Below are 21,120 nucleotides of genomic sequence, written 5' to 3'. Positions count from 1 at the left end.
TAAATCAGCCTAATAAAACGGCAAGTTAAAACAAATGATTAACACAATGGAAACTTTTATGTATTCTGCTGTCACTGGTCTGATTTCTTACCTCCTACCAGATCCATAGAATCACGCCAGCAATGAATGGGAAGAAGCTGACATAACAACAGATCATGTCGTCAATAGCCGCCAAAGAGCCGCGATGTCGACAGAAAATCTGCTTACAAAGAGAGAACACTATGACAACTGCCTTTTTCAAGAAAAGCCTGATCGCTGCGGCCGTGACCCTGGCCAGCACCCAGACCTTCGCCGCCGCGTTCCAGCTGAACGAGCACTCGGCCTCCGGTCTGGGGCGCGCCTACGCAGGTGAAGCAGCCATCGCCGACAACGCGGCCGTGCTGTCCCGCAACCCGGCGGCCATGACCACCTTCGACAAGATGGCACTGTCTGTATCCGGCACCTATATCAAGCCCGACGTGGACGTGGCTGGCGACATCTATGCCGGCCCCACCAAGCTGGCTCCGTCCAGCGAAAGCGACATCGCCCCCGATGCCTTCGTGCCGGCCACTTACTTCATCCAGCCCCTGAACGATCAGTGGGCCTGGGGGATCGGCCTCTTCTCCAACTACGGCCTCTCCACCGAATATTCCAAGACCTTCGCGGCCGGTGCCGGCGCCGGTGACACCGAGCTGCTGACCTTCAACATCAACCCCAACATCGCCTATCGCATCAACTCCAGCTTCAGCGTCGGTGCCGGCATCAATGCCGTCTACGCCGCCGCCGAGCTGAACCGTTATGCCGGTGCGCTCTCCGCTGCCATTCCGGGTGCCAACTCCGATACCCGTCTGGCTCACCTGAAGGGCGACACCTGGGGCTTTGGCTGGAACGTCGGCACCCTGTACGAGATCAACGAAAACAACCGTCTCGCCCTGACCTACCGCTCCCAGGTGGACTTGAGCTTTGACGGCGACTTCCAGGGTGCCACCTCCGGCAACCGCGTCGTCGATGGCAACCTGAAGCTGGATCTGCCGGCCCAGGCCGAATTCGCAGGCTACCACCGCCTGAACCAGCAATTCGCTGTCCACTACTCCGTGAACTGGACCGACTGGAGCGCCTTCCAGGAGCTCAAGGCCACCAGCAGCAACTGCGCCGGCGGCGTGTGTCTGCAAAAAGACGAGAAGTTCAAGGACTCTGCCCGTTACGCCCTGGGCGGTACCTGGTACGTCAACCCGTCCTGGGAAGCCCGTATCGGCTTCGCCTACGACAACAGCCCCATCGAGCCGGAATACCGTAGCCTGAGCATTCCTGACTCCGACCGTATCTGGTACAGCGCCGGTGCCACCTACCACATCAATCCGGACATGAGCCTCGACTTCGGCATGGCCTATCTGGACGGCAAGGAAGTGGACGTGAACGAAGGCCTGCGCAACCACAGCGATGCGCTGCGCTGGAAGGGCACCTCCCACGGCAACGCCCTGCTGGCTTCCGCCCAGTTCAACATGAAATTCTGATTTTCATGTCATCATCGAGAGCGCCCCAGGGCGCTCTTTTTTTATCCAATTTCGCCAACTGAGCGCACAGCTGTAGTAAACAACTGTACTCTTTTCTTTTTTTATCAAGCTGTTATGGGTATTTCTTTCAGCATTTAATCCCGTTTTGCCGCACGTTCCCCTCTCCCCGTTGCCTTGCTGGTCATACCATATAAAATCCCGGCCCCAACCGAATAACAGAATGAACACCCAGTTCATCCCGAGGAAAGACCATGCATCCGACGTTCAAACCCTCCCTCATAGCCCTCTTGCTGCTGTCGAGCCAGGTGCAGGCTGCCGGCTTCCAGCTCGCGGAGCAATCCGCCACAGGCATGGGGCGTGCCTTCGCGGGTGAGGCCGTCATCGCCGACAATGCCAGCGTGCTCTCCCGCAATGCCGCCGCCATGACCCGGTTCGATACCCTGGCCTTCTCCGGCGGCGTTATCCACGTGCACCCCGACGTCAACATCGAGGGCACCACACGGGTGCCTACCCCCCAGGGGCCGGTCAGCCTGGATGCCGGAGCCCACGACATTGCGGGTGACGCCTGGGTGCCCAACGCCTATCTCATCGTGCCCCTCAGCGAGCAATGGCGCCTCGGGCTTGCCGCCACCTCCTATTACGGACTCGGGGTCAAGATGCCGGACAACTACAACGCCGGTCACTTCGGCAACGTCTCCGACATCAAGACCGTGGATCTGGGGGCCTCCCTGGCCTATCGCATCAACCGCGTCTGGTCCGTCGGGGCTGGTCTCTCCGCCATTCAGGGGGAAGGGGAAGTGGGCGGCACTTTCCCCTCCAACAACCAGATAGCCAAGCACCTGAAAGGGGATGGCTGGGCCATGGGCTGGAACCTGGGCACCCTGCTTGAGTTGTCGCAGGCAACCCGCGTCGGTCTCTCCTATCGCCACGATGTGACCCTGACCCTCTCCGGTGACGCCATCGGCATCGATCAGAAGGGCCAGCCCTTCACCGATACCGGCAGCCTGGATCTGCCTCTGCCCGCCACAGCCGAGCTGGCTCTGTTCCATCAACTCACCCCAACGCTGGCACTCCACTCCAGCATCAACTGGACCAACTGGAGCAAGTTCGTGCAGCTCGAATCCGAGCTCGACCACCACGGCACCATGCATATCAAGGAGGAGCACTGGGAAGACAGCTGGCGCTATGCCCTGGGGATGACCTACCAGCTGGCCCCCCAATGGCAACTGCGCTCCGGTATCGCCTACGACCGCAGCCCGGTCCCGGCGGATCGCCGCACCATCTCCATCCCCGACTCGGATCGGGTCTGGTACAGCGCCGGCGTGGGCTACCAGATTGACCGCCACCTCTCGCTGGATCTGGGGCTGACCCTGATCGACGGCAAGAAGGTGGACGTGAGCGAAACCATGCAGCTCAGGCCCGGCATCCCCCAGACCACCTCCACCTTCAATGGCACCTCGGAAGGGGATGCCTGGCTCGCCGGCCTGCAGCTCAACTACCTGTTCTGACACTCCGGGTTTCCTGACAAATAGTATGCCAGTTGTTGACCTTCCCGACCGGTCGGCACTGGCATAGTGATCCGCTTCACCATAGAATCAAGCCTGTAACCATGGTGGAGAGATGCATGTATTCCTATGTAGCAAGGCAGCCCATTCTGGATCGGGAGTTGAACACCCAAGCCTATGAGCTGCTGTTTCGCGACAGCCTGGACAATGTATTTCCCTCCGTCTCCGCACAGCAGGCCACTTCCAGGCTGGTTGCCGAGCAGTTCTTGCAGCAGAACATCGATCATCTCATCGGAGATCACCCCTGCTACATCAATTTCCCCCACTCCCTGTTGCTGGACGGATTGGCCGAATGCCTCCCCCGTGACAAGGTGGTGATCGAGATCCTGGAGGATGCCGAGCCCGACGATGCGCTGCTGGAAAAAGTGATCCAGCTCTATGGGCTGGGCTATCGGTTGGCGCTGGATGACTTCACCATGGTCTCAGACTGGGACAGGTTCCTCCCCTACATCCATATCATCAAGTTCGACCTGCGCAGCACTCCGCAACCCTGCATCGAGCACTTCATGGCGAATCATCGCCACCTGCCCCTCACCTATCTGGCCGAGAAAGTCGAGGATCAGGCCGAGTTCGAGCGGATGAAGCAGCTCGGCGTCACCCTGTTCCAGGGATTTTTCTTCAGCCGCCCCCAGATGGTGCAACAGCCCACCATACCGCCGGCCCAGCTGGTGGTGATGCAGTTGCTCGAGGTGGTCAATCAGACCGAACCGGATCTGGACAAGATTGAGCAACTGCTCAACCAGGATCTCACCCTCTCCCTCAAGCTGCTGCGCTACATCAACCACCTCAAGCGTTTCCCCCAGCCCATCGCCTCGTTTCGCCAGGCCGCAAGTTCCCTGGGGCACGCCCAGCTCAAGCGCTTCGTCGCCCTGATCGCCGCCACCAGTGCGGGAAGTGAAAAGAGCGCCGAACTCCACCAGATGTCCCTCATCAGAGCCCGGTTCTGCGAACTTCTGGCCCAGACCCATGCGCCCGCAGAGCAGGCACAGCAAGCCTTTGTCACCGGCCTCTTCTCCCTGCTGGACGTGCTCATGGGCGAACCGCTGGATCAGCTGATCGGCTCCATTCCCCTGACCGACGACATTCGTGCCGCCCTGCTCACCCGCAAGGGCAAGCTCGGGTTCTACCTGGCGTTCTGTGAAGATTTCGAGAAAGCCGACTGGCAGCGGGTCGCCGCCAACACCGTCCGGCTCGGCCTCAACGAAGAGAAGGTCAGCCACCTCTATCTGAGCGCCACCGCCTGGGTCAACCAGCAGCTTCAGGCCATGGAAAAGCAACCGGTCCACTCCCGCCAGACATGACAACGTCCCTCTTGAAGGGACGTTGTCATTTCATCAACCCGTAGCAATCTCACCCACGCATTCAGCCTGCCTCGATGGCGATGGCCGTTGCCTCCCCTCCCCCGATGCACAGGCTCGCCACCCCTCGTCTGAGCCCGCGGGCACGCAGGGCATGGATCAGGGTCACCAGGATGCGGGCGCCACTGGCGCCAAGAGGGTGCCCCAGCGCACAGGCCCCGCCGTTCACGTTCAACTTGTGATGGGGAATGCCGCACCCTGCCATGGCCAGCATGCTCACCATGGCGAATGCCTCGTTCACCTCGAACAGGTCCACCTCCTCCACCGACCAGCCCACCCGGGCCAGCAACTTGTCAATGGCGCCGACGGGGGCACTGGTAAACTCCGCCGGCAGGGCGGCATGACTCTGGTAACCCACTACCCTGGCCAGCACCGGCAATCCGAGCCGGGCAGCGGTCTCCCCCCGCATCAACACCAGGGCTGCCGCCCCATCCGAGATGGAGCTTGCATTGGCCGCCGTGATGGTGCCGTGCTTGCTGAAGGCCGGCTTGAGGCCGGGGATCTTGTCGGGCCTGGCTTTGCCCGGTTGCTCATCCTCGGCCAGCAGCAGGGTATCCTCAGAGGTCATGACGGGAGCCAGTTCCGCGGCAAAGGCACCGCTGCGCTGCGCCGTCAGCGCCCGCTCCAGGGAGGCGATGGCAAAGGCATCCATGTCGGCCCGGGTCAGTCCGCTGCGATCGGCGCTCAACTGGGCGTAATGACCCATCAGATGGCCTTCGTAGGCATCCTGCAAGCCGTCCAAGAACATGTGATCGAGAACGCTCTGGTGCCCCATGCGAAAACCGCTGCGCGCCTTGTCCAGCAGATAGGGGGCGCGGCTCATGCTCTCCATGCCCCCCGCCACCACGACCTCGGCCTCCCCCAGGCGCAGGCTGTCCGCCGCCAGCATCACCGCCTTCATGCCGGAGCCGCACACCTTGTTGATGGTGGTACAGGGCACGCTGTCCGGCAGCCCCCCCTTGAGCGCCGCCTGGCGGGCTGGCGCCTGGCCGACCCCTGCGCTCAGCACGTTACCCATATAGACCTCATTGACCTGCTCCCCCGTCATCCCGGCCTGCGCCAGCGCGGCGCGAATGGCGCAGGCGCCAAGCTCGGGGGCACCGAGCGCGCTCAGGGCCCCCTGGAAGGCCCCCATGGGGGTACGTTTGGCCGCCACAATCACGATATCCATCGATAGCACTCTCCTTGTTACATCGGGATAACATATGCCGCGACCGCGACAGGAACAAGACTTGCGGGGAAGTTGACGTTTGGGTAAGGTGCCAGCCTGCATTGACAACCAGATGGCAGCCAAGACAGCCCCATGACCAAATCCAGGGACGACACCCGCACCTTCAGCATCAGCGAACTGGCTCGCGAGTTCGATGTGACCACCCGCAGCATCCGCTTCTACGAGGATCAGGGCCTGCTCAACCCGACCCGCCAGGGACAGCACAGGATCTACAGCCGTCAGGACAGGGTGCGGCTCAAGCTGACCCTGCGTGGCAAGCGTCTGGGCTTCAGCCTCGCAGAGATCCGGGAGCTGTTCGATCTCTACGATGCGGACAAGAGCAGCCGCTCCCAGTTGCAGACCATGCTGGGGCTGGTGGCCGACAAGCGGGAGACCTTGCAGCAGCAGCTGGAAGATATCCAGATGGTCCTGTTGGAGCTGGAGGCGGCCGAACAGCGCTGCCGCCAGGCCCTGGCACACCTCTCTCCCTGAGTTACGCAGACGGGCGAGGCGAGCGGGGAACACCGCCAGCAAATAGACACAAATGAAAGAGGGAGGCTTGAAGCCTCCCTCTTGTCATGCACGGTGGTCGACCCGATATCAGGCCTCCTTGCTCCAGCGGTTCGGATCGTAATCCGGGCTGTAGCGATCGACGATGATGGCACAGGCCGCATCGCCGGTGATGTTGAGCGCGGTGCGGATCATGTCGAACAGACGATCCAGCGCGAACAGCAGCGGCAGACCCTCGATGGGAATCCCGGCCGCCAGCAGCACGGCAACCACCAGGAAGCTCGGGCCCGGTACACCGGCCTGACCGATGGCACCCAGGGTGGAGGTGACGATGATCGCCGCCCAGGCACCCATGGACAGATCGATGTTATAGACCTGGGCGAAGAAGATGGCGACCAGGCCGTAATAGATGGCATTGCCGCTCATGTTGATGGTGGCGCCCAGCGGCAGCACGAAGGAAGCGGTGGCGTTGGTCACCTTCAGATCGCGCTCGCAGGTCTCCATGTTGACCGGCAGGGTCGCCATGGAAGAGGCGGTGGAGAAGGCCACGATCTGCGGTTTCTTCATCGCGGAGAAGTACTTGCGTACCGGCGTGTTGGAGAAGAACGCGATCAGCAGCGGATAGACCACGAAGCCGAAGATGAGGATGGCGGCGACATAGACGACGAACAGCTTGAGCACCAGGGTCAGCACGTCGAAGCCGTAGGTGCCGATGGCGTCGGCCATCAGGCCGAAGACGCCGATGGGGGCGATCAGCATCACCTTGTTGATCATCCAGACGAAAGCGTCCACCAGGGTGTTGAGCCCGTCTACCAGCGGCTTGGCGCGCTCACGGGGCTGCTTGGCCAGGGCGATGCCGAGGAACATGCAGAACACCAGGATCTGCAGGATGTTGGCCTCGTTCAAGGCGCTGAACACGTTGGTCGGGATCATGCCAAGCAGGGTGGCCACCGCATCGGGCAGTGCACCCTTGTCGGCGTAGTCGCCGGAGAACATGGCCGCAGTGGCGCCAAAGTCAACGCCCACACCAGGTTTGAACACCTGACCCATCACCAGCGCCAGGAACACCGCCAGTGCGGAGGTGCCGAGGAAGAAGGCGAGCGTGGTGACGCCAATCTTGCCAGCAGCGGGGCTGGCCCCCAGGTTGGCGGCCCCGGACAGGATGGCCACCGCCACCAGCGGGATCACCAGCATCTTGATCAGCTGGATAAACAGGGTGCCAAGCGGCGCAAACACTGTGGCTTGCTCTCCCATGAGCGCCCCGACCAGCGCGCCCAGCACCATGGCCACCACTACCTGGAAGCCGATGTTTTTGATTAATCCTTTTGTTAACACAGAATGTTCCTTTATTTAGCAATTACTCACACTTTTACAGCGTAAATGACCACCCAGAGCGTCAAATCCTCTCCATTGCTCTGGCGGTGCGCTTTATCTCATATTTGCACCCCGTTTTACATCAGAACCCGTTAACGAAATGCATTGATAACTTTATGAGAAAGTAAAGCCTCAAAAGAGACACGGCTGTTTTTACTCCTTTTACCATGACAACATCCAAAACAGTGTGCTACGTTGGCTCTGCAAACGTGCATACAGGGAAGAAAAGATGCTGAAAGTTAACGAGTATTTTGACGGAAATGTTAAATCCATCGGTTTCGAGCAAAAAGGCGAGAAAGCTACCGTTGGTGTGATGGAAGCGGGCGAGTACCTGTTCAATACCGCCGCCCCGGAGCGCATGACGGTGATCAAGGGCGCCCTCACCATCCAGCTGGCCGACGAAGATGAGTGGCACACCTACCAGCAGGGAGAATCCTTCGACGTGGCCGGTCACTCCTCCTTCAAGCTGGAAGTGAAGATCGCCTCCGCCTATCTGTGCGAGTTCCTCGACTGATGTATCACGGGCGCCATGGGATGCCGAGCGGTTCCCCCATGGCGCGTCTCTCCCGCGCCCATTTCCCTACCGCCATCACACCCCGCTATCTCCCCCCTTTTCAACGACTACAAAAAATTTACAATGTTTAGACGAAATCCATAATTGGAGTACGTCATGATCAGTGTCTTCGACATGTTTTCCATCGGGATAGGCCCCTCCTCCTCCCATACCGTGGGACCGATGCGGGCCGCCTGCGCCTTCATCCAGACCCTCAAAGCGAACGCACTCCTCTCCCGTACCAGACGCGTCGTCGTCGAGTGCTACGGCTCACTGGGCCAGACCGGCAAGGGGCACGGCACCGGCAAGGCCATCATCCTGGGATTGGCCGGATTTGAACCCGAATCCGTGGACATCGAGGCCATTCCCGCCTTCCTCGCCCAGGTAGAGCAGACCCAGACCCTCTGCCTTGGCGGCGAGCAACCCAGCGAATTTCCCCGCATCGGCGCCATCCTCTTCAACCGGCGCAAGACCCTTCCCGCCCACTCCAACGGCATGACACTGCGCGCCTATGAGGGTGACACCCTTGTGTTCGAGCAGACCTACTACTCCATCGGGGGCGGTTTCATCATCGAGGAGAGTCACTTCGCCAACGCCCGGGAAGAGGCGGCCCGCTTCGATTCCGCCCACCCCATCCCCTATCCCTTCGAGAGCGGCGCCGAACTGCTGGTCCAGTGCCAGGAGAGCGGCCTCTCCATCTCGGGGTTGATGCTGGCCAACGAGAAGGTGTTTCGCTCGGAAGCGGAGATCAAGGCCGGGCTTCGCAAGATCTGGCAGGCGATGCAGGGGTGTGTGGAGCGTGGCTGCAAGAGCGAGGGGGTGCTGCCAGGCGGCCTCAAGGTCAAGCGCCGGGCTCCCGCCCTCTATCGCCAGCTCTGTGGCGAGACCAATTTCAACAAGGATCCGCTGATGGTGATGGAGTGGGTGGATCTCTTTGCGCTGGCCGTCAACGAGGAGAACGCCGCCGGGGGCCGGGTGGTGACGGCGCCGACCAACGGTGCCGCCGGCATCATCCCCGCGGTGTTGCACTATTACGATCGTTTCGTGCGCAAGGTGGATGACGAGCTGCTGATGCAGTACTTCCTCACCGCCGCCGCCATCGGCATCCTCTACAAGAAGAATGCCTCCCTCTCGGGGGCCGAAGTGGGCTGTCAGGGCGAGGTCGGCGTGGCCTGCTCCATGGCCGCTGGTGCCCTGGCCGAGCTGCTGGGCGCCAGCCCCGCCATCGTCGAGAACGCCGCCGAGATCGGCATGGAGCACAATCTCGGGCTGACCTGCGATCCCGTCGGTGGTCTGGTGCAGGTGCCCTGCATCGAGCGCAACGCCATGGGCGCGGTCAAGGCGATCAATGCTGCCCGCCTCGCCCTGCGTGGCACCGGCGAGCACAAGGTGTCGCTGGACAAGGTGATCAGAACCATGTGGGAAACCGGCAACGACATGAAGACCAAGTACAAGGAGACCGCCCGGGGCGGCCTTGCCGTCAACATCACCGAGTGTTAAGCCTCTGTGATAAAGCCGCATATGGCACTCGAATACCCGGCATCGCCGGGTATTTTTTTGCAAAACGTTTGTCTGGCGCTTAACAAAATGGATAACCATCAAAATAAATTTTATACTCGCGCCACGAATTCAACAAAAATAGATCTGTTTCAACTTTTTTTAGGCATTGAACCGTTACACTGTGGTTATCCGGTTCCCTGGCCTTTGTGACGACAGACCCGTCCCATGGATCCCTTTTCTGCGAGTGGGCATGGCGCCCCCTTCTACCCTGAGGTAATTGTTACATGATCAGCGTTTTTGATATCTTCAAAATCGGTGTTGGCCCCTCCTCTTCCCACACTGTCGGCCCCATGAAGGCAGCCAAACAGTTCGTGGATGAACTGCGTGCTGGCGGCAAGATCCGTGACATCACCCGGATCCAGGTCGATGTCTATGGCTCCCTCTCCTGGACCGGCAAAGGCCACCACACGGATACCGCCATCATCATGGGTCTGGCGGGCAACCTGCCGGAGAACGTCGACATCGACGCCATCCCCGAATTCATCTCCCGCGTGGAGCAGACCGGTCGTCTGCCCATCGGCCTGCACTGCCACACCGTCAGCTTCCCCAAGGGCGCCATGATCTTCCATGACGCGGCCCTGCCCCTGCACGAAAACGGCATGAGGCTGACCGCCTTCATCGAAGATGACGCCGTCTACAGCAAGACCTACTACTCCATCGGCGGTGGCTTCATTGTCGACGAAGAGAACTTTGGCAAGGGTGACAGCGGCGACATGTCCGTCAGCTATCCCTTCAAGAGTGCCGCCGAGCTCATCGCCCACTGCAGCCAGAGCGGTCTCTCCATCTCCGCCCTGATGATGGAAAACGAGAAGTGCTTCAACACCCCGGAAGAGATCTACAAGAAGCTTGGCAAGATCTGGACCACCATGCGGGAAGGGATCGAGCGCGGCTGCCGCACCGAGGGCGTCCTCTCCGGCCCGCTGCGCGTACCGCGCCGCGCCGCGCCGCTCTACCGCCAGCTGACCACCAACGAGAACCTCTCCAACGATCCCATGAACATCGTGGACTGGGTCAACATGTTCGCCCTGGCGGTGAGTGAAGAGAACGCCGCCGGTGGCCGCGTCGTCACCGCGCCGACCAACGGCGCCGCCGGCATCATCCCCGCCGTGCTGGCCTACTATGACAAGTTCATCCAGCCGGTGGGCCGCGACGAGTACACCCGCTTCTATCTGGCCGCTGCCGCCGTCGGCATGCTCTACAAGATGAACGCGTCCATCTCCGGCGCCGAAGTGGGCTGCCAGGGTGAAGTGGGCGTCTCCTGCTCCATGGCCGCCGCCGGCCTGACCGAGCTGATGGGCGGCAGCCCCGAGCATGTCTGTGAAGCCGCCGAGATCGGCATGGAACACAACCTGGGTCTGACCTGCGACCCGGTGGCCGGCCAGGTACAGGTACCCTGCATCGAGCGCAATGCCATCGCCGCCATGAAGGCGGTCAACGCCTCCCGCATGGCCCTGCGTCGCACCTCCAAGCCGCGTGTGTCGCTGGACAAGGTGATCGAGACCATGTACATCACCGGCAAGGACATGGACTCCAAGTACCGCGAGACCTCCCGCGGTGGCCTGGCCATCAAGGTGATGCAGGTCGCCTGCGACTAACGCCGAGTCGCGATGACATGAAAAAAGCGGGATATATTCCCGCTTTTTTTTTGGTCGCGATTTAAAGGGCAGCGTTCGTGGATAAAGGGAGGCCGACAAGGGATAAAAAGAGACGGGCATATCACCTCCACCCGTTCGCCGTGACAGGAGAACGGGGGAGAGCTATTTCACGATGCGATCGGCCAGGGTACCGACGGCCACCACGAAATAGGGGGAGCGATTCCAGTGACGCAGTACCCGGTAATTCTCATAGGCAAGGTAGCTTCGCCCGTGAATATCGTCGGGGCGGATGAGGGAGGCCTGCATGTCGACCGCAGGCAGAGGTGAGCCGTCCTGCTGGCGAACCCCGAGGGCCTGCCAGGTCGCCAGGGACTTGCGGGTCTCAAGCCCCAGCAAGGCGGGGTCCAGACGCTCTGGCACCCTCACCCGCCGTCCCCAGGTCTGGTCTTCGCGCCAGCCGTTCTGGCTCAGATAATTGGCAGCCGATCCAAATACATCCGCCAGATTGCCCCAGAGATCCTTCTTGCCGTCCCCGTCCTGATCCACCGCGTATCGCAGGAATGACGAGGGCATGAACTGCACCTGCCCCATGGCCCCCGCCCAGGATCCCTTGAAGTTGGCGGGGTTCACATGTCCCTGCTCCAGAATGCGCAGGGCATCGAACAACTCGCCTTTGAAGAAGGCTTCACGGCGACCGTCCCAGGCCAGGGTCGAGAGAGAAGAGATAAGGGGATAATGGCCGGTTATTTTGCCGAAATTGGTTTCAATTCCCCACAAGGCAACAATAAAGCGGGGCTGTACCCCATATTCCCGACCTATTTTTGTGAGCAGCGGCAAATGCTGGCGATATAAGGTTTGGGCTTGCTTGACTTTCCATTCCGGCACCGCCCGGGGAATATATGTGTCCAGGGTCAGTTTGAATTCCGGCTGATTTTTGTCGTGCCTGATGGCGGCATCGACAAGGTGGACATCCGCAAAGGCCGCACTCACCGTCTCGAGCAACATGCCCGCCGCCAGCGCCTGCTCTTTGAGGCTTGCCACGTACTGGTCAAAATCGGGGCCGGCCTGCACCGGCGATCCCGACAGGGCGCCTGACAACAGCAGTGCCAGCCGCCCCGCCCTCATCGTGCGCCCTTTAATTGCGCCTTGTGCTGCTCCAGCAGGTTTTCCGGTGGCGGTGGCACCTGCAGATAAAAGCCCTGGCTCTTCAGGGCGGCCATCACCCGCTCCGTGGAGGCCAGCCCCAGGGGCTTGGCCGGGTCCAGCTTGGTCATCAGGACCAGTTCGGGACGCCCGAAGGTACTCATCAGCACCTCGGGAACGCGGGAAAAGTCCTCTCTTCGTTCAATAAAGAGATAGGTCTCGGCTTTTTTGCGACTTTTATAGACTGCACACAACATGGAAATTGATATAATCCGACGGGTTTATTGCCTCTGGTGGTGGCAAACTATAACATCAGGAATTGAATAACAATAACGTATTACCGTCTCGGTTCGGGGAAGATTCATGGTTGAACGCGATAACGAATTGAAAGGGACCACCTTCACTATTTCTGTGTTGCATCTCAGCGATGGCAATCCGGCCCGGATCCGACAACTGCTGGAGGCCAAGGTCGCGCAGGCCCCCCAGTTTTTTAATTGTGCCCCCCTCGTCCTCAATGTGGAACGCCTCGAGGCGATCCCCGATTTCGAACAGCTCAGGGAGCTGGTCGAGTCGGAAGACTTCGTGCTGGTCGGGATCACGGGGGCGCGGGACGAGGCGATGAAGACGGCCGCCAAGGCGGCAGGCCTCGCCGTCATGGTGTCAGGCAAGAGCCGCAAGGCAGAACCTGAGCCGACGCCGCCAGTGCCTGAGCCCAAGCCAGTGGAGGCCGCACCGGTTCCACCGGTGCCAGCGCCCGTGGAGGCAAGCAAGGTCCACGTGGGCCCGGTGCGCTCCGGTCAGCAGATCTATGCAGCCGGCACCTCGCTGGTGGTGCTGGGCTCGGTGAGCCCTGGCGCCGAAGTCATCGCCGATGACAGCATCCATGTTTATGGTGCCCTGCGTGGCCGAGCCATCGCAGGGGCCAAGGGCAATCCCAAGGCCCGCATTTATTGCCAGCAATTGCAGGCCGAACTGCTCTCCATCGCGGGCACCTTCCAGCTCAGCGATGCATTGCCTGCAGGCGTGATACAAGAGCCGGTCCATATCCGGCTCGACAATGAACAACTTCGTATAGACCGAATCAAATAGAGTTACAAGGAAGCGAGAATGGCGCGAATCATAGTCGTTACATCGGGCAAGGGTGGCGTTGGCAAGACGACAACCAGCGCGGCACTGAGCACCGGTCTGGCCCAGCGTGGCCACAAGACCGTGGTCATCGATTTTGACATTGGTCTGAGAAACCTGGACCTCATCATGGGTTGCGAGCGGCGCGTGGTCTATGACTTCGTCAACGTCATCAACGGGGAAGCCAACCTCAACCAGGCCCTCATCAAGGACAAGCGTTGCGAAAACCTGTTCATCCTGCCCGCCTCCCAGACCCGGGACAAGGATGCCCTGACCCGTGAAGGGGTGGAGAAGATCCTGGATCAGCTGGCGGAGATGCAGTTTGACTACATCGTCTGCGACTCCCCCGCCGGTATCGAATCCGGTGCCCTGATGGCGCTCTATTTCGCCGACGAGGCCATCGTCACCACTAACCCGGAAGTCTCTTCCGTGCGTGACTCGGATCGCATCCTCGGTATCCTGGCCTCCAAGTCCCGCCGTGCCGAGCGCGGTGAGGATCCCATCAAGGAGCACCTGCTGCTGACCCGCTACTGCCCGACCCGCGTCAACCGCGGCGACATGCTGAGCGTGCAGGACGTACAGGAGATCCTGGCCATCAAACTGCTCGGGGTGATCCCGGAGTCCCAGGCGGTGCTGCGCGCCTCCAACTCCGGCGAGCCGGTCATTCTGGACAAGGAGTCCGATGCCGGTCAGGCCTACGAGGACGCCGTCGCCCGCCTCTTGGGTGACACCAAGGATTTCCGTTTTCTGGAAGAAGAGAAGAAGGGCTTCTTTAGCCGACTGTTCGGGAGTTAAGCATGTCATTATTGGATTATTTTCGTTCCAACAAGAAACAGAACACCGCACAACTGGCCAAAGAGCGGTTGCAGATTATCGTGGCTCACGAGCGTTCATCCAGAGGGGGGCCGGATTACCTGCCCCAGCTCAAGCAGGACATCCTCGACGTGATCCGCAAATACGTGCAGATCGACCCGGACAAGATCACCGTCCAGCTTGATCAGAAGAGTGACGAGTTGTCGGTGCTGGAGCTCAACATCACCTTCGCCGACGACCAGAAGAAGGGATGAGCTGACGCACCATGCGCGACCCCTTCCCCCAATGAAGACCGGATCCTTTCCCAGGATCCGGTTTTTTAATGCCTGGCGTCCCGGCATCTCGCCAAGGGCATCAGGGCCAGCTAGAATACCGCGCACCCCGAGGCGCTGCCGACGGGCTTTCCCTCCCCCCTTATCTGGAACACGGCTCTTATGTCTTTGAATGACGAAATGCACAGCGTCGAGGAACTGCTCGACACCGCCCTCGAACTCTTCATGGAGCTGGCCTCCGACAACCTGCCCGAGCAGGAGATCGTCCGCTTCAATCAGGAGTTCAACGACCGCGGCCTGCTGGCGGAGACCGATCCCGCCGACGACTGGGCGGCCGACGTGGGATTTGAGGTGAGCGACGCCGACTATGCCGAGATCTGGGTCGGCCTTGGCAACGAACAAGAAGAGTACGAGCACCTGTTTGCCCGCATGCTGCTCTCCCGCCGCGTCGACGAGAAGTTCTGCCACATCGAATGGCTGCCCCAATAATTCCGGATCCCGATGATCCTGGCCACTATGACTGGGACGGCGGGCCCGAGCCCGTGAGGCCTTCGCGCAGACGGCGACTGCTGGGCTGGCTCGGCAAGCTGCTGCTGGCCGCCTTTGCGAGCACCATCGTCTCGGTCGCGCTGCTGCGCTTCATCGACCCTCCCATGTGGACCTGGCGCCTCGAACGCGCCCTGTTTCCCCCTGCCAAGGTGGCCGAGGTGAAGCACGACTGGGTGCCGCTTGAGCAGATTTCCCGGGAGCTGCAACTGGCGGTGATCGCCGCCGAGGATCAGCGCTTTGCCGAACATCACGGTTTTGACATGGACGCCATCAGCTCGGCCCTCAGGCACAACCAGCAAAGCGGGCGGGTGCGCGGTGCCAGCACCCTCAGCCAGCAGACCGCCAAGAACCTCTTCATGTGGAGCGATCGCAGCTTCCTGCGCAAGGGGATAGAGGCCTGGTTCACCCTGTTGATGGAGCTGGGCTGGGACAAGTCCCGCATTCTCGAGGTGTATCTCAACATCGTGGAGTTCGGACCCGGCATCTATGGCGCCGAGGCGGCCGCCAGGCACTACTTCGGCAAACCGGCGATACGCCTCACCCGCTACGAGGCCTCCCTGCTCGCCGCCGCCCTGCCCAATCCCTGGCGTTATCGGGTCAAGCCCCCCTCACCCTATGTGCAACAGCGCTCGGCCTGGATCCGTCGTCAGATGGGTCAACTCGGGCAAGTCACCCTGAACCGGGTCCACGGCACAGAGTAGCGCCATCCTGCGGATCAGAGGCGGGCCCCAGATGGCCGCCGACGGTTTCCCGATGAAGGGGCAGATAGTGCCACCACCAGGTTTCGCGCCGCCGCTTGATCTGCCTTCTGTACTGTCGTCGCTTCATCTTGCCAGGCCGCCCCGTCACGCCGCCCCTGCTGGCGGCTCTGTTAACCTTATCCCCTGATCCCGCCATTTGACAGCACGGCGTCACCGCCCCCGGGCTGGCTGCCCATCCCAATACTTGTTAAAGTGGCGAACCTGGACGTATCTGGAGTGATTTCATGGAACAACGTAGCCCGGATCAGCTGGTCGAGTGGGCCTATGATCAGTTTCTGGAGCAGGCCGCCGACATGCTGGCACCCGAACAAATCGTCGACATCACCCTCGAGTTCGAGCAACGTGGCGCGGTGGAGGCAACCCTGCCCAATGCCGACTGGTCGACCGAACTCGGCGAGCCGGTGGACATGGCACGTTGGGCCGAGGTCTGGGTCGGCTTGCTGGATCATCAGGACGAGTTCGAGGTGATCTACGCCACCTTCCTCCTCCCACGGGATCAGAGCGAGCACGACGTGCATATCCGCTGGCACCGCCAGCAACAGGCATAAGAAAAGGCGCCCCAGGCGCCTTTTTCGTTTTTTGCGATGCCCGAGTCAGGGGCGTGCCGCGATGGCCTTGGCCAGACAGCGGCGACACCAGCAGGCGCTGGCATCGCTCATGGGCAGCGCGGGAAGCTGGCTGCACCAGCAGCGCTCGATGGGTTCCCCCGCCGACACTGCGCAGAACGCCGGCTCGCCGCAGCCCGGGCAGGCATGGGTGCTCTTCGAGCCATCGATCTCGGCCATGCGGGCCAGCTGGGCCTCGCTGTCCATGACGGACCACTGGCCTATCTCGGTCAGGGTGCGGCCACAGCCGAGACAGAGCCCCTCCTTGGCCCGGCAGTCACCGATGCAGGGACTCGGCACCTTATTCGTCCCCTGCCGGCGTGTCGGAGCCCACGAGGCGGATGCTGTGCTCCTCGATGACGATCTTGCCCTGCTTGTAGAGGCCGCCGATCGCTTTCTTGAAGGTGCCCTTGCTCATGCTGAACATCTTGTAGATGACGTCAGGATCGCTCTTGTCTCCCACCGCAAGGCTGCCCCCCTGCTTTTGCAGGCGCAGCAGGATGCGCGCACCGGCGTCATCCATCCGGGCCAGCCCCGGCTTTTGCAGGGTCAGGTCCAGCTTGCCATCTTCGCGCACCTGCTTGACCCAGGCGGTCAGCGGTCGGCCCGTCATCACGCGGCCGAACACCTCGTTCTTGAACAGCATGCCGGCGTACTGGCCATTGACCACGGCCTTGATGCCAAGGGGGGTGTGCTCCCCCGGCAGCACCGTCACCTCGTCACCGCTCTTGAAAGGAGGGTCGATGCGCAGGAAGCGCTCCAGACGGCTGGTGCCGACCATGCGCCCTTCGTTGTCCAGCATCAGGTGCACCAGATAGACATGGCCCACCTGCATCGGCTTGTTCTGCTCGCGGCTTGGTACGAAGAGATCCTTTTTCATGCCCCAGTCGAGGAAGGCACCAATCTTGTTGGCGTTGACCACCTTGAGACCGACGATGTCCCCCACCATGGCGAAGGGCTTGTGGGTGGTGATCACCGGCTCGCAATCCGCATCCAGATAGAGGAAGACGGACACCTCGCTCTCCTCGGCGACACCTTCCGGCAACTGGCGCCTGGGCAGCAGCAGCTCGCCGTATTCCCCCGCCGCCAGCCAGGCGCCGCGCTCCTCGATCTCGACGACGGTCAGGGTGTTCATCTTGCCAATCTGTAACATGGTGATCTCTTCTTTCAATATCCGGATGGGCCCATCTCATGGAAGACCCGTCATATAGAGGTGCATCGCCGCCGTCGGATGAGAGAGGACGGGGCCGATTTATGTCATGCAGGCGCGCATGTTACCCCAGAGCGGCAGCAGGACCTAGCCCCTCCCCCCTGTGTCTGACCTCTTTTCCCGCTCCCGGGCGGCCAGATTGACGATATTAGCAGCATTCAGTTCCCCCTTTGCTGCAAATAACCCCACTTTTAGGTAGACTTCGCGGCCGTCAAATCCAGAGGAAGCGTCGATGAACCCAGCCACTCGAACCCGTCATCTCACTCAATGGATCCAGACCCACAGCCAGCAGGAGATGAGTTACCCCGCCCTGCACGGCTTCCTGTGCGCCCGTCTGACGGGGCCCGTAGCCCCAGACTGGCAAGATCCGCTGGCCGGCCTGCTGCCTCATGATACGGCGCTGGACGAGAAGAGTGCCGAGGCGCTGCATCACCTGATCGCCGAGCTGGAAGCCCAGGCCGACGACGCGCAGCTAGCCCTGCCGAGCCAGTGTCGCCTCTCTACCGACAACCCGGAGCAGGTGTTTGACAAGCGCCATCCTCTGGGCCAATGGAGCTATGGCTTCAGTCAGGGGGTAGCCTGGTGGCCGAGCTCTGCCTGTTTCGCGACAAGCCCATGGCCATGATGCTGCACCAGGCTGCGGCCAGCGAGCTCCCCTTCCTCGATTTTTGCAAGCGTCAACGCCAGCAGATGAAGACGGCCCTCAACCTCCTGCTCGGCCAGGATCACTACGAGGCCGAGCCTGAAGAGAGCCCGTCCCTGGACAACGAGCAGACTCGCCAGTGGCAGCAGTGGTTCGAGCTGGCGGCAGAGAGCCGCGATCCCCTCCCTCGCCTTGGCTGGTTCGAGCGCATCATTGCCGATGCCAACCTCCTGTTCGATGAGGCATTCTGGCAAGCCCACGCGGGCCATGGCTGGCAGGTCCCCGAGGCACGCCCACTGATCGCGGCCAGGGCCGGTCGAGCCGATTGCCTGCTGCGACTTGGGCAGCTTGGGCAGGCACGGGATGAGTACCTGTCCCTGCTCGCCCTCTGCCGCGCCGACGAGCCCGCTTGCCGCCACCCCCTCTCCACCCTCTATGCCTGGCAAGGGGAGTGGGATGCCCTGCAACAACTGCTGGTGCGCTTTGATGAAGCCTCCTGCTGGCTGCTCTACAACAAGGCCTTGATGAGCTTTGTCTGCGAAGGGGAAGCGGCGGCGCGCCCTCATCTGGCGGCGGCAATCGGGGTCAATCCACATGTACCCGCCACTTTGCTGGGCCAGCGCCGCTTGCCCAAGCAGGAGCCTCGCCGCTGGCAGGGAGGCAGCCGTGACGAGGCGGCGCTCTACGCCTTGCAGAGTCGCGAGGCCTGGCTGACCCACAACGCCTTGATATGGCTGCGAAAGAGTGCGGGCAAGCAGGCCAGTTGAGACCCCAATTGCCGATTCGATGACAGAACACGTGCGCAAACGCACATTTTTCTGGTGACTGGTCAGACAAATGCCCCTGTGTTACGTATCATCAAGGCCAAAGTATCAAGAGAAACTGCACCCGATGCAGCCGCCACAGCAGGATGTCATATGTCGAAGATCATTGAGCTGCTCGCGCACTACCCTCCTTATCAGCTGGTTCACGCCGCTGAGATGGTGCGCGATACCTTTGAACAGTTTTATCAGCAGCGGTACCAACTCACCGTGCCCCAGTGGCGCCTGATGATGGTGCTCGGCCCCCACTACCCCATCAGCCAGAAGGAACTGGTGGAGGCGAGCGGCATGGACAAGGTACGGATCTCCCGCGAGATCCATCGTCTGGTGGAGAAAGGCATCCTGTTCACCGAGAACAGCGTGCAGGACAAGCGCATCAGCCTGGTCTCCTTCACCCCGGCGGGGCTCACCCTGTTCCAGCAGCTCAAGACGGAGGCGGGAAGCTGGCAGCACACCCTCACCGACTATCTGCCGGCCGAGGCGCGTCAGAGCATTCGCCTGCAGCTGCAGAGCGTCAGCGATGCCATCGAACAACTTCACCTGCTGGACAACGAGCAACCCTCATGAAGCTGAACAACTTTGCCACCATGGATGTCAACATGCTGCTGAGCCTGGTCAACATGCAGTTGCGTGATCACTACGAGGATCTCGATGATCTCTGCCGGGCGCAGGATCTCGATCAAGAGGCCCTGGTTGCCAGGCTGGCCAGTGGCGATTTTCACTATCAGGAAGATCAGAAGCAGTTCAGATAGGGATCCGGATCACAACCCGACCCATGCCGCTGGCTCCGTCGGCAAAAACTGCTAAGGTGGTGGCTACCCGGTCCGTTGATGTTCGCAAGAGGTATGGATACATCTTGTTGTCACAGACCGCGGTTAGCCTCTCGTTCACCACCCGCAGCCAAGGATGACCCATGATGCGCCTCATTCGACCAACCAGCCTGATCACCCTCTGCACATTGCTGGTGATCAGCCTCTTCTTTCCCCAGGTCCCCAGCAGCGCCGAGCAGTGGCTCACCACCCTGCTGCTGGCCTCCCTGGTGGCGGTCTTTCTGATGGTCGGCAGCGGCTGTCGCCACTTCCTGCGCGAATAACGACGCTAGAGCGTGATGCCTGCGCAAAAACAACAACGCAGCCCGAGGGCTGCGTTGTTGTTTCAGGATACTGGGGGCCAAGACCCCGAGTGGCATCAGTAAGCCAGGGTTTCCAGCTGCTCCTTGGCCTGCTCGATCCCCTTGGCTTGCGCCTCCGGCCCCATGCCCATGCCTTCGGCATAGATGAAGTCCACTTCGTTGATGCCGATGAAGCCCAGCACGGTACGCATGTAGGGGGTCACCAGGTCGGTGGCATTGCCCACGTGCATGCCGCCACGGGGGCTGACCACCAGGGCGCGGGTGTTCTCCACCAGGCCGACCGGGCCGGTCTCGGTGTAACGGAAGGTTACGCCGGCACGGGCCACCAGATCGATCCAGTTTTTCAGCTGGGTCGGGATGTTGAAGTTGTACATGGGGGCCGCGATGATCACCAGATCGCTCGCCTTGAGCTCGGCGACCAGCTCGTCGGACTGGGCCAGCACCGCTTGCTGACGCTCGTTCAGGTTCTCGCCACCACGCAGGCCCATGGCCAGCTCGCCGTCCAGCACCGGCAGGTTCAGGGTCGCCAGATCGCGTACCTGGATGGTGTCACCCTGGCGCTCGGCCAGGTAGCCGTCGATCAGGGCGTTGGATTGGGAATACTGGCCCAGGATGCTGGACTTCAGAACGAGGATATTGGCCATGGTGAAACTCCATTTGATTGTCAATTGAACAGCCAGGCTGTCGATGGAGGTCACTATAAAGACTGGCATTAAAGCCTGATAGCGAAAATAGATGCTCAAGTCATTCAAAAAATTTGATGTCTGTGCATTTCCTCGGCGGAGAGGGGCTCATCAAACTCCGCACCCTTGGCATGACAAACGATTG

Annotated in this window: 23 protein-coding genes and 1 pseudogene; 17 read left to right on the top strand and 7 right to left on the bottom strand. The window is 61.0% G+C overall.

Annotation, left to right across the window (positions count from 1 at the left end; all coding sequences use genetic code 11):
* Nucleotides 1-221 precede the first annotated feature (221 nt).
* From PG879_RS08150 to PG879_RS08140, 3 genes are all read left to right on the top strand, one after another.
* Entirely contained in the window at nt 222-1,493 is a 1,272-nt protein-coding gene (locus PG879_RS08150; protein ID WP_039039109.1) for an outer membrane protein transport protein, read from the top strand.
* 251 nt (nt 1,494-1,744) lie between these two features.
* Nucleotides 1,745-3,001, top strand: a complete 1,257-nt coding sequence (locus tag PG879_RS08145) for an outer membrane protein transport protein (RefSeq protein ID WP_052816498.1) — start codon at nt 1,745-1,747, stop codon at nt 2,999-3,001.
* A 116-nt stretch (nt 3,002-3,117) separates the two neighbouring features.
* Nucleotides 3,118-4,359, top strand: coding sequence for an EAL and HDOD domain-containing protein (locus PG879_RS08140; protein ID WP_052816497.1), 1,242 nt, complete (start codon nt 3,118-3,120; stop codon nt 4,357-4,359).
* A 61-nt stretch (nt 4,360-4,420) separates the two neighbouring features.
* Here PG879_RS08140 and PG879_RS08135 read toward each other — a convergent pair whose 3' ends face one another.
* A complete protein-coding gene (locus tag PG879_RS08135; protein WP_052816496.1) occupies nt 4,421-5,587 on the bottom strand; it encodes a thiolase family protein in 1,167 nt (388 codons plus the stop codon).
* A gap of 132 nt (nt 5,588-5,719) precedes the next feature.
* Here PG879_RS08135 and PG879_RS08130 point away from each other — a divergent pair, with 132 nt between their 5' ends.
* On the top strand, nt 5,720-6,118 hold the full coding sequence (locus tag PG879_RS08130) for a MerR family transcriptional regulator (protein ID WP_010674655.1): 399 nt from the start codon (nt 5,720-5,722) through the stop codon (nt 6,116-6,118).
* 108 nt (nt 6,119-6,226) lie between these two features.
* Here the strand turns inward: PG879_RS08130 and PG879_RS08125 are convergent, their stop codons facing one another.
* The gene (locus tag PG879_RS08125) at nt 6,227-7,471 is read right to left on the bottom strand and encodes a dicarboxylate/amino acid:cation symporter (RefSeq protein WP_041215213.1); all 1,245 of its coding nucleotides are present in this window, start codon (nt 7,469-7,471) and stop codon (nt 6,227-6,229) included.
* A 268-nt stretch (nt 7,472-7,739) separates the two neighbouring features.
* Here PG879_RS08125 and ppnP point away from each other — a divergent pair, with 268 nt between their 5' ends.
* The 3 genes from ppnP to PG879_RS08110 all read left to right on the top strand — a co-directional run bounded on the left by ppnP (nt 7,740) and on the right by PG879_RS08110 (nt 11,218).
* Nucleotides 7,740-8,024 (top strand): pyrimidine/purine nucleoside phosphorylase, encoded by a 285-nt coding sequence (gene ppnP / locus PG879_RS08120; protein ID WP_010674653.1) that lies wholly within the window; start codon nt 7,740-7,742, stop codon nt 8,022-8,024.
* 156 nt (nt 8,025-8,180) lie between these two features.
* Nucleotides 8,181-9,563, top strand: a complete 1,383-nt coding sequence (locus PG879_RS08115) for an L-serine ammonia-lyase (protein ID WP_182953655.1) — start codon at nt 8,181-8,183, stop codon at nt 9,561-9,563.
* Nucleotides 9,564-9,847: 284 nt separating this feature from the next.
* Nucleotides 9,848-11,218 carry an L-serine ammonia-lyase gene (locus PG879_RS08110; RefSeq protein WP_182953674.1) on the top strand — a complete coding sequence of 457 codons (1,371 nt, stop codon included), beginning with the start codon at nt 9,848-9,850 and terminating at the stop codon, nt 11,216-11,218.
* A 162-nt stretch (nt 11,219-11,380) separates the two neighbouring features.
* Here PG879_RS08110 and PG879_RS08105 read toward each other — a convergent pair whose 3' ends face one another.
* Nucleotides 11,381-12,343, bottom strand: a complete 963-nt coding sequence (locus PG879_RS08105) for a lytic murein transglycosylase (RefSeq protein WP_182953678.1) — start codon at nt 12,341-12,343, stop codon at nt 11,381-11,383.
* A complete protein-coding gene (locus PG879_RS08100) occupies nt 12,340-12,618 on the bottom strand; it encodes a YcgL domain-containing protein (RefSeq protein ID WP_029314494.1) in 279 nt (92 codons plus the stop codon). The genes PG879_RS08105 and PG879_RS08100 overlap by 4 nt, the downstream gene beginning before the upstream one ends.
* 106 nt (nt 12,619-12,724) lie before the next feature.
* Here PG879_RS08100 and minC point away from each other — a divergent pair, with 106 nt between their 5' ends.
* The 6 genes from minC to PG879_RS08070 all read left to right on the top strand — a co-directional run bounded on the left by minC (nt 12,725) and on the right by PG879_RS08070 (nt 16,429).
* Nucleotides 12,725-13,450, top strand: a complete 726-nt coding sequence (minC, locus tag PG879_RS08095) for a septum site-determining protein MinC (protein WP_039039101.1) — start codon at nt 12,725-12,727, stop codon at nt 13,448-13,450.
* A gap of 18 nt (nt 13,451-13,468) precedes the next feature.
* Nucleotides 13,469-14,281, top strand: a complete 813-nt coding sequence (gene minD, locus PG879_RS08090; RefSeq protein WP_010674647.1) for a septum site-determining protein MinD — start codon at nt 13,469-13,471, stop codon at nt 14,279-14,281.
* A 2-nt stretch (nt 14,282-14,283) separates the two neighbouring features.
* A complete protein-coding gene (gene minE, locus PG879_RS08085) occupies nt 14,284-14,553 on the top strand; it encodes a cell division topological specificity factor MinE (RefSeq protein ID WP_010674646.1) in 270 nt (89 codons plus the stop codon).
* A 180-nt stretch (nt 14,554-14,733) separates the two neighbouring features.
* Nucleotides 14,734-15,060, top strand: coding sequence for an HI1450 family dsDNA-mimic protein (locus PG879_RS08080; protein ID WP_029314491.1), 327 nt, complete (start codon nt 14,734-14,736; stop codon nt 15,058-15,060).
* Nucleotides 15,061-15,113: 53 nt separating this feature from the next.
* A complete protein-coding gene (gene mtgA / locus PG879_RS08075) occupies nt 15,114-15,821 on the top strand; it encodes a monofunctional biosynthetic peptidoglycan transglycosylase (protein ID WP_080767838.1) in 708 nt (235 codons plus the stop codon).
* Between the two features lie 284 nt (nt 15,822-16,105).
* The gene (locus PG879_RS08070; protein ID WP_010674643.1) at nt 16,106-16,429 is read left to right on the top strand and encodes an HI1450 family dsDNA-mimic protein; all 324 of its coding nucleotides are present in this window, start codon (nt 16,106-16,108) and stop codon (nt 16,427-16,429) included.
* Nucleotides 16,430-16,474: 45 nt separating this feature from the next.
* Here the strand turns inward: PG879_RS08070 and PG879_RS08065 are convergent, their stop codons facing one another.
* Nucleotides 16,475-16,786, bottom strand: a complete 312-nt coding sequence (locus PG879_RS08065) for a DUF1289 domain-containing protein (RefSeq protein WP_182953683.1) — start codon at nt 16,784-16,786, stop codon at nt 16,475-16,477.
* A gap of 1 nt (nt 16,787) precedes the next feature.
* Entirely contained in the window at nt 16,788-17,657 is an 870-nt protein-coding gene (locus PG879_RS08060) for a CvfB family protein (RefSeq protein WP_270829997.1), read from the bottom strand.
* A gap of 271 nt (nt 17,658-17,928) precedes the next feature.
* On the opposite strand from PG879_RS08060, the pseudogene PG879_RS08050 reads away from it, so the two are divergent.
* From PG879_RS08050 to PG879_RS08035, 4 genes and pseudogenes are all read left to right on the top strand, one after another.
* Nucleotides 17,929-19,106, top strand: a pseudogene (locus tag PG879_RS08050) (UPF0149 family protein).
* A gap of 150 nt (nt 19,107-19,256) precedes the next feature.
* A complete protein-coding gene (locus tag PG879_RS08045) occupies nt 19,257-19,727 on the top strand; it encodes a MarR family winged helix-turn-helix transcriptional regulator (RefSeq protein WP_182953687.1) in 471 nt (156 codons plus the stop codon).
* On the top strand, nt 19,724-19,912 hold the full coding sequence (locus PG879_RS08040; RefSeq protein WP_010674638.1) for a DUF4250 domain-containing protein: 189 nt from the start codon (nt 19,724-19,726) through the stop codon (nt 19,910-19,912). Before PG879_RS08045 ends, PG879_RS08040 begins: the two co-directional genes overlap by 4 nt.
* Before the next feature lie 161 nt (nt 19,913-20,073).
* The gene (locus PG879_RS08035; RefSeq protein WP_182953690.1) at nt 20,074-20,253 is read left to right on the top strand and encodes a hypothetical protein; all 180 of its coding nucleotides are present in this window, start codon (nt 20,074-20,076) and stop codon (nt 20,251-20,253) included.
* A 95-nt stretch (nt 20,254-20,348) separates the two neighbouring features.
* Here the strand turns inward: PG879_RS08035 and PG879_RS08030 are convergent, their stop codons facing one another.
* Entirely contained in the window at nt 20,349-20,936 is a 588-nt protein-coding gene (locus PG879_RS08030; RefSeq protein ID WP_039039094.1) for an FMN-dependent NADH-azoreductase, read from the bottom strand.
* Nucleotides 20,937-21,120: the final 184 nt, after the last annotated feature.

The organism is Aeromonas sp. QDB63 (genome assembly GCF_027707425.1).
Classification (GTDB): domain Bacteria; phylum Pseudomonadota; class Gammaproteobacteria; order Enterobacterales; family Aeromonadaceae; genus Aeromonas; species Aeromonas caviae.
Note: the sequence above shows the minus strand (reverse complement) of the source record. Positions and strands in the feature narration are given on the sequence as shown.

Bases quoted from the DNA above. Each gene is read 5' to 3' on its own strand.
- PG879_RS08150 (WP_039039109.1), top strand. From the start codon at position 222: ATGACAACTGCCTTTTTCAAGAAAAGCCTGATCGCTGCGGCCGTGACC.
- PG879_RS08145 (WP_052816498.1), top strand. From the start codon at position 1,745: ATGCATCCGACGTTCAAACCCTCCCTCATAGCCCTCTTGCTGCTGTCG.
- PG879_RS08140 (WP_052816497.1), top strand. From the start codon at position 3,118: ATGTATTCCTATGTAGCAAGGCAGCCCATTCTGGATCGGGAGTTGAAC.
- PG879_RS08135 (WP_052816496.1), bottom strand. From the start codon at position 5,587: ATGGATATCGTGATTGTGGCGGCCAAACGTACCCCCATGGGGGCCTTC.
- PG879_RS08130 (WP_010674655.1), top strand. From the start codon at position 5,720: ATGACCAAATCCAGGGACGACACCCGCACCTTCAGCATCAGCGAACTG.
- ppnP (WP_010674653.1), top strand. From the start codon at position 7,740: ATGCTGAAAGTTAACGAGTATTTTGACGGAAATGTTAAATCCATCGGT.
- PG879_RS08115 (WP_182953655.1), top strand. From the start codon at position 8,181: ATGATCAGTGTCTTCGACATGTTTTCCATCGGGATAGGCCCCTCCTCC.
- PG879_RS08110 (WP_182953674.1), top strand. From the start codon at position 9,848: ATGATCAGCGTTTTTGATATCTTCAAAATCGGTGTTGGCCCCTCCTCT.
- PG879_RS08105 (WP_182953678.1), bottom strand. From the start codon at position 12,343: ATGAGGGCGGGGCGGCTGGCACTGCTGTTGTCAGGCGCCCTGTCGGGA.
- PG879_RS08100 (WP_029314494.1), bottom strand. From the start codon at position 12,618: ATGTTGTGTGCAGTCTATAAAAGTCGCAAAAAAGCCGAGACCTATCTC.
- minC (WP_039039101.1), top strand. From the start codon at position 12,725: ATGGTTGAACGCGATAACGAATTGAAAGGGACCACCTTCACTATTTCT.
- minD (WP_010674647.1), top strand. From the start codon at position 13,469: ATGGCGCGAATCATAGTCGTTACATCGGGCAAGGGTGGCGTTGGCAAG.
- minE (WP_010674646.1), top strand. From the start codon at position 14,284: ATGTCATTATTGGATTATTTTCGTTCCAACAAGAAACAGAACACCGCA.
- PG879_RS08080 (WP_029314491.1), top strand. From the start codon at position 14,734: ATGTCTTTGAATGACGAAATGCACAGCGTCGAGGAACTGCTCGACACC.
- PG879_RS08070 (WP_010674643.1), top strand. From the start codon at position 16,106: ATGGAACAACGTAGCCCGGATCAGCTGGTCGAGTGGGCCTATGATCAG.
- PG879_RS08045 (WP_182953687.1), top strand. From the start codon at position 19,257: ATGTCGAAGATCATTGAGCTGCTCGCGCACTACCCTCCTTATCAGCTG.
- PG879_RS08040 (WP_010674638.1), top strand. From the start codon at position 19,724: ATGAAGCTGAACAACTTTGCCACCATGGATGTCAACATGCTGCTGAGC.
- PG879_RS08035 (WP_182953690.1), top strand. From the start codon at position 20,074: ATGATGCGCCTCATTCGACCAACCAGCCTGATCACCCTCTGCACATTG.
- PG879_RS08030 (WP_039039094.1), bottom strand. From the start codon at position 20,936: ATGGCCAATATCCTCGTTCTGAAGTCCAGCATCCTGGGCCAGTATTCC.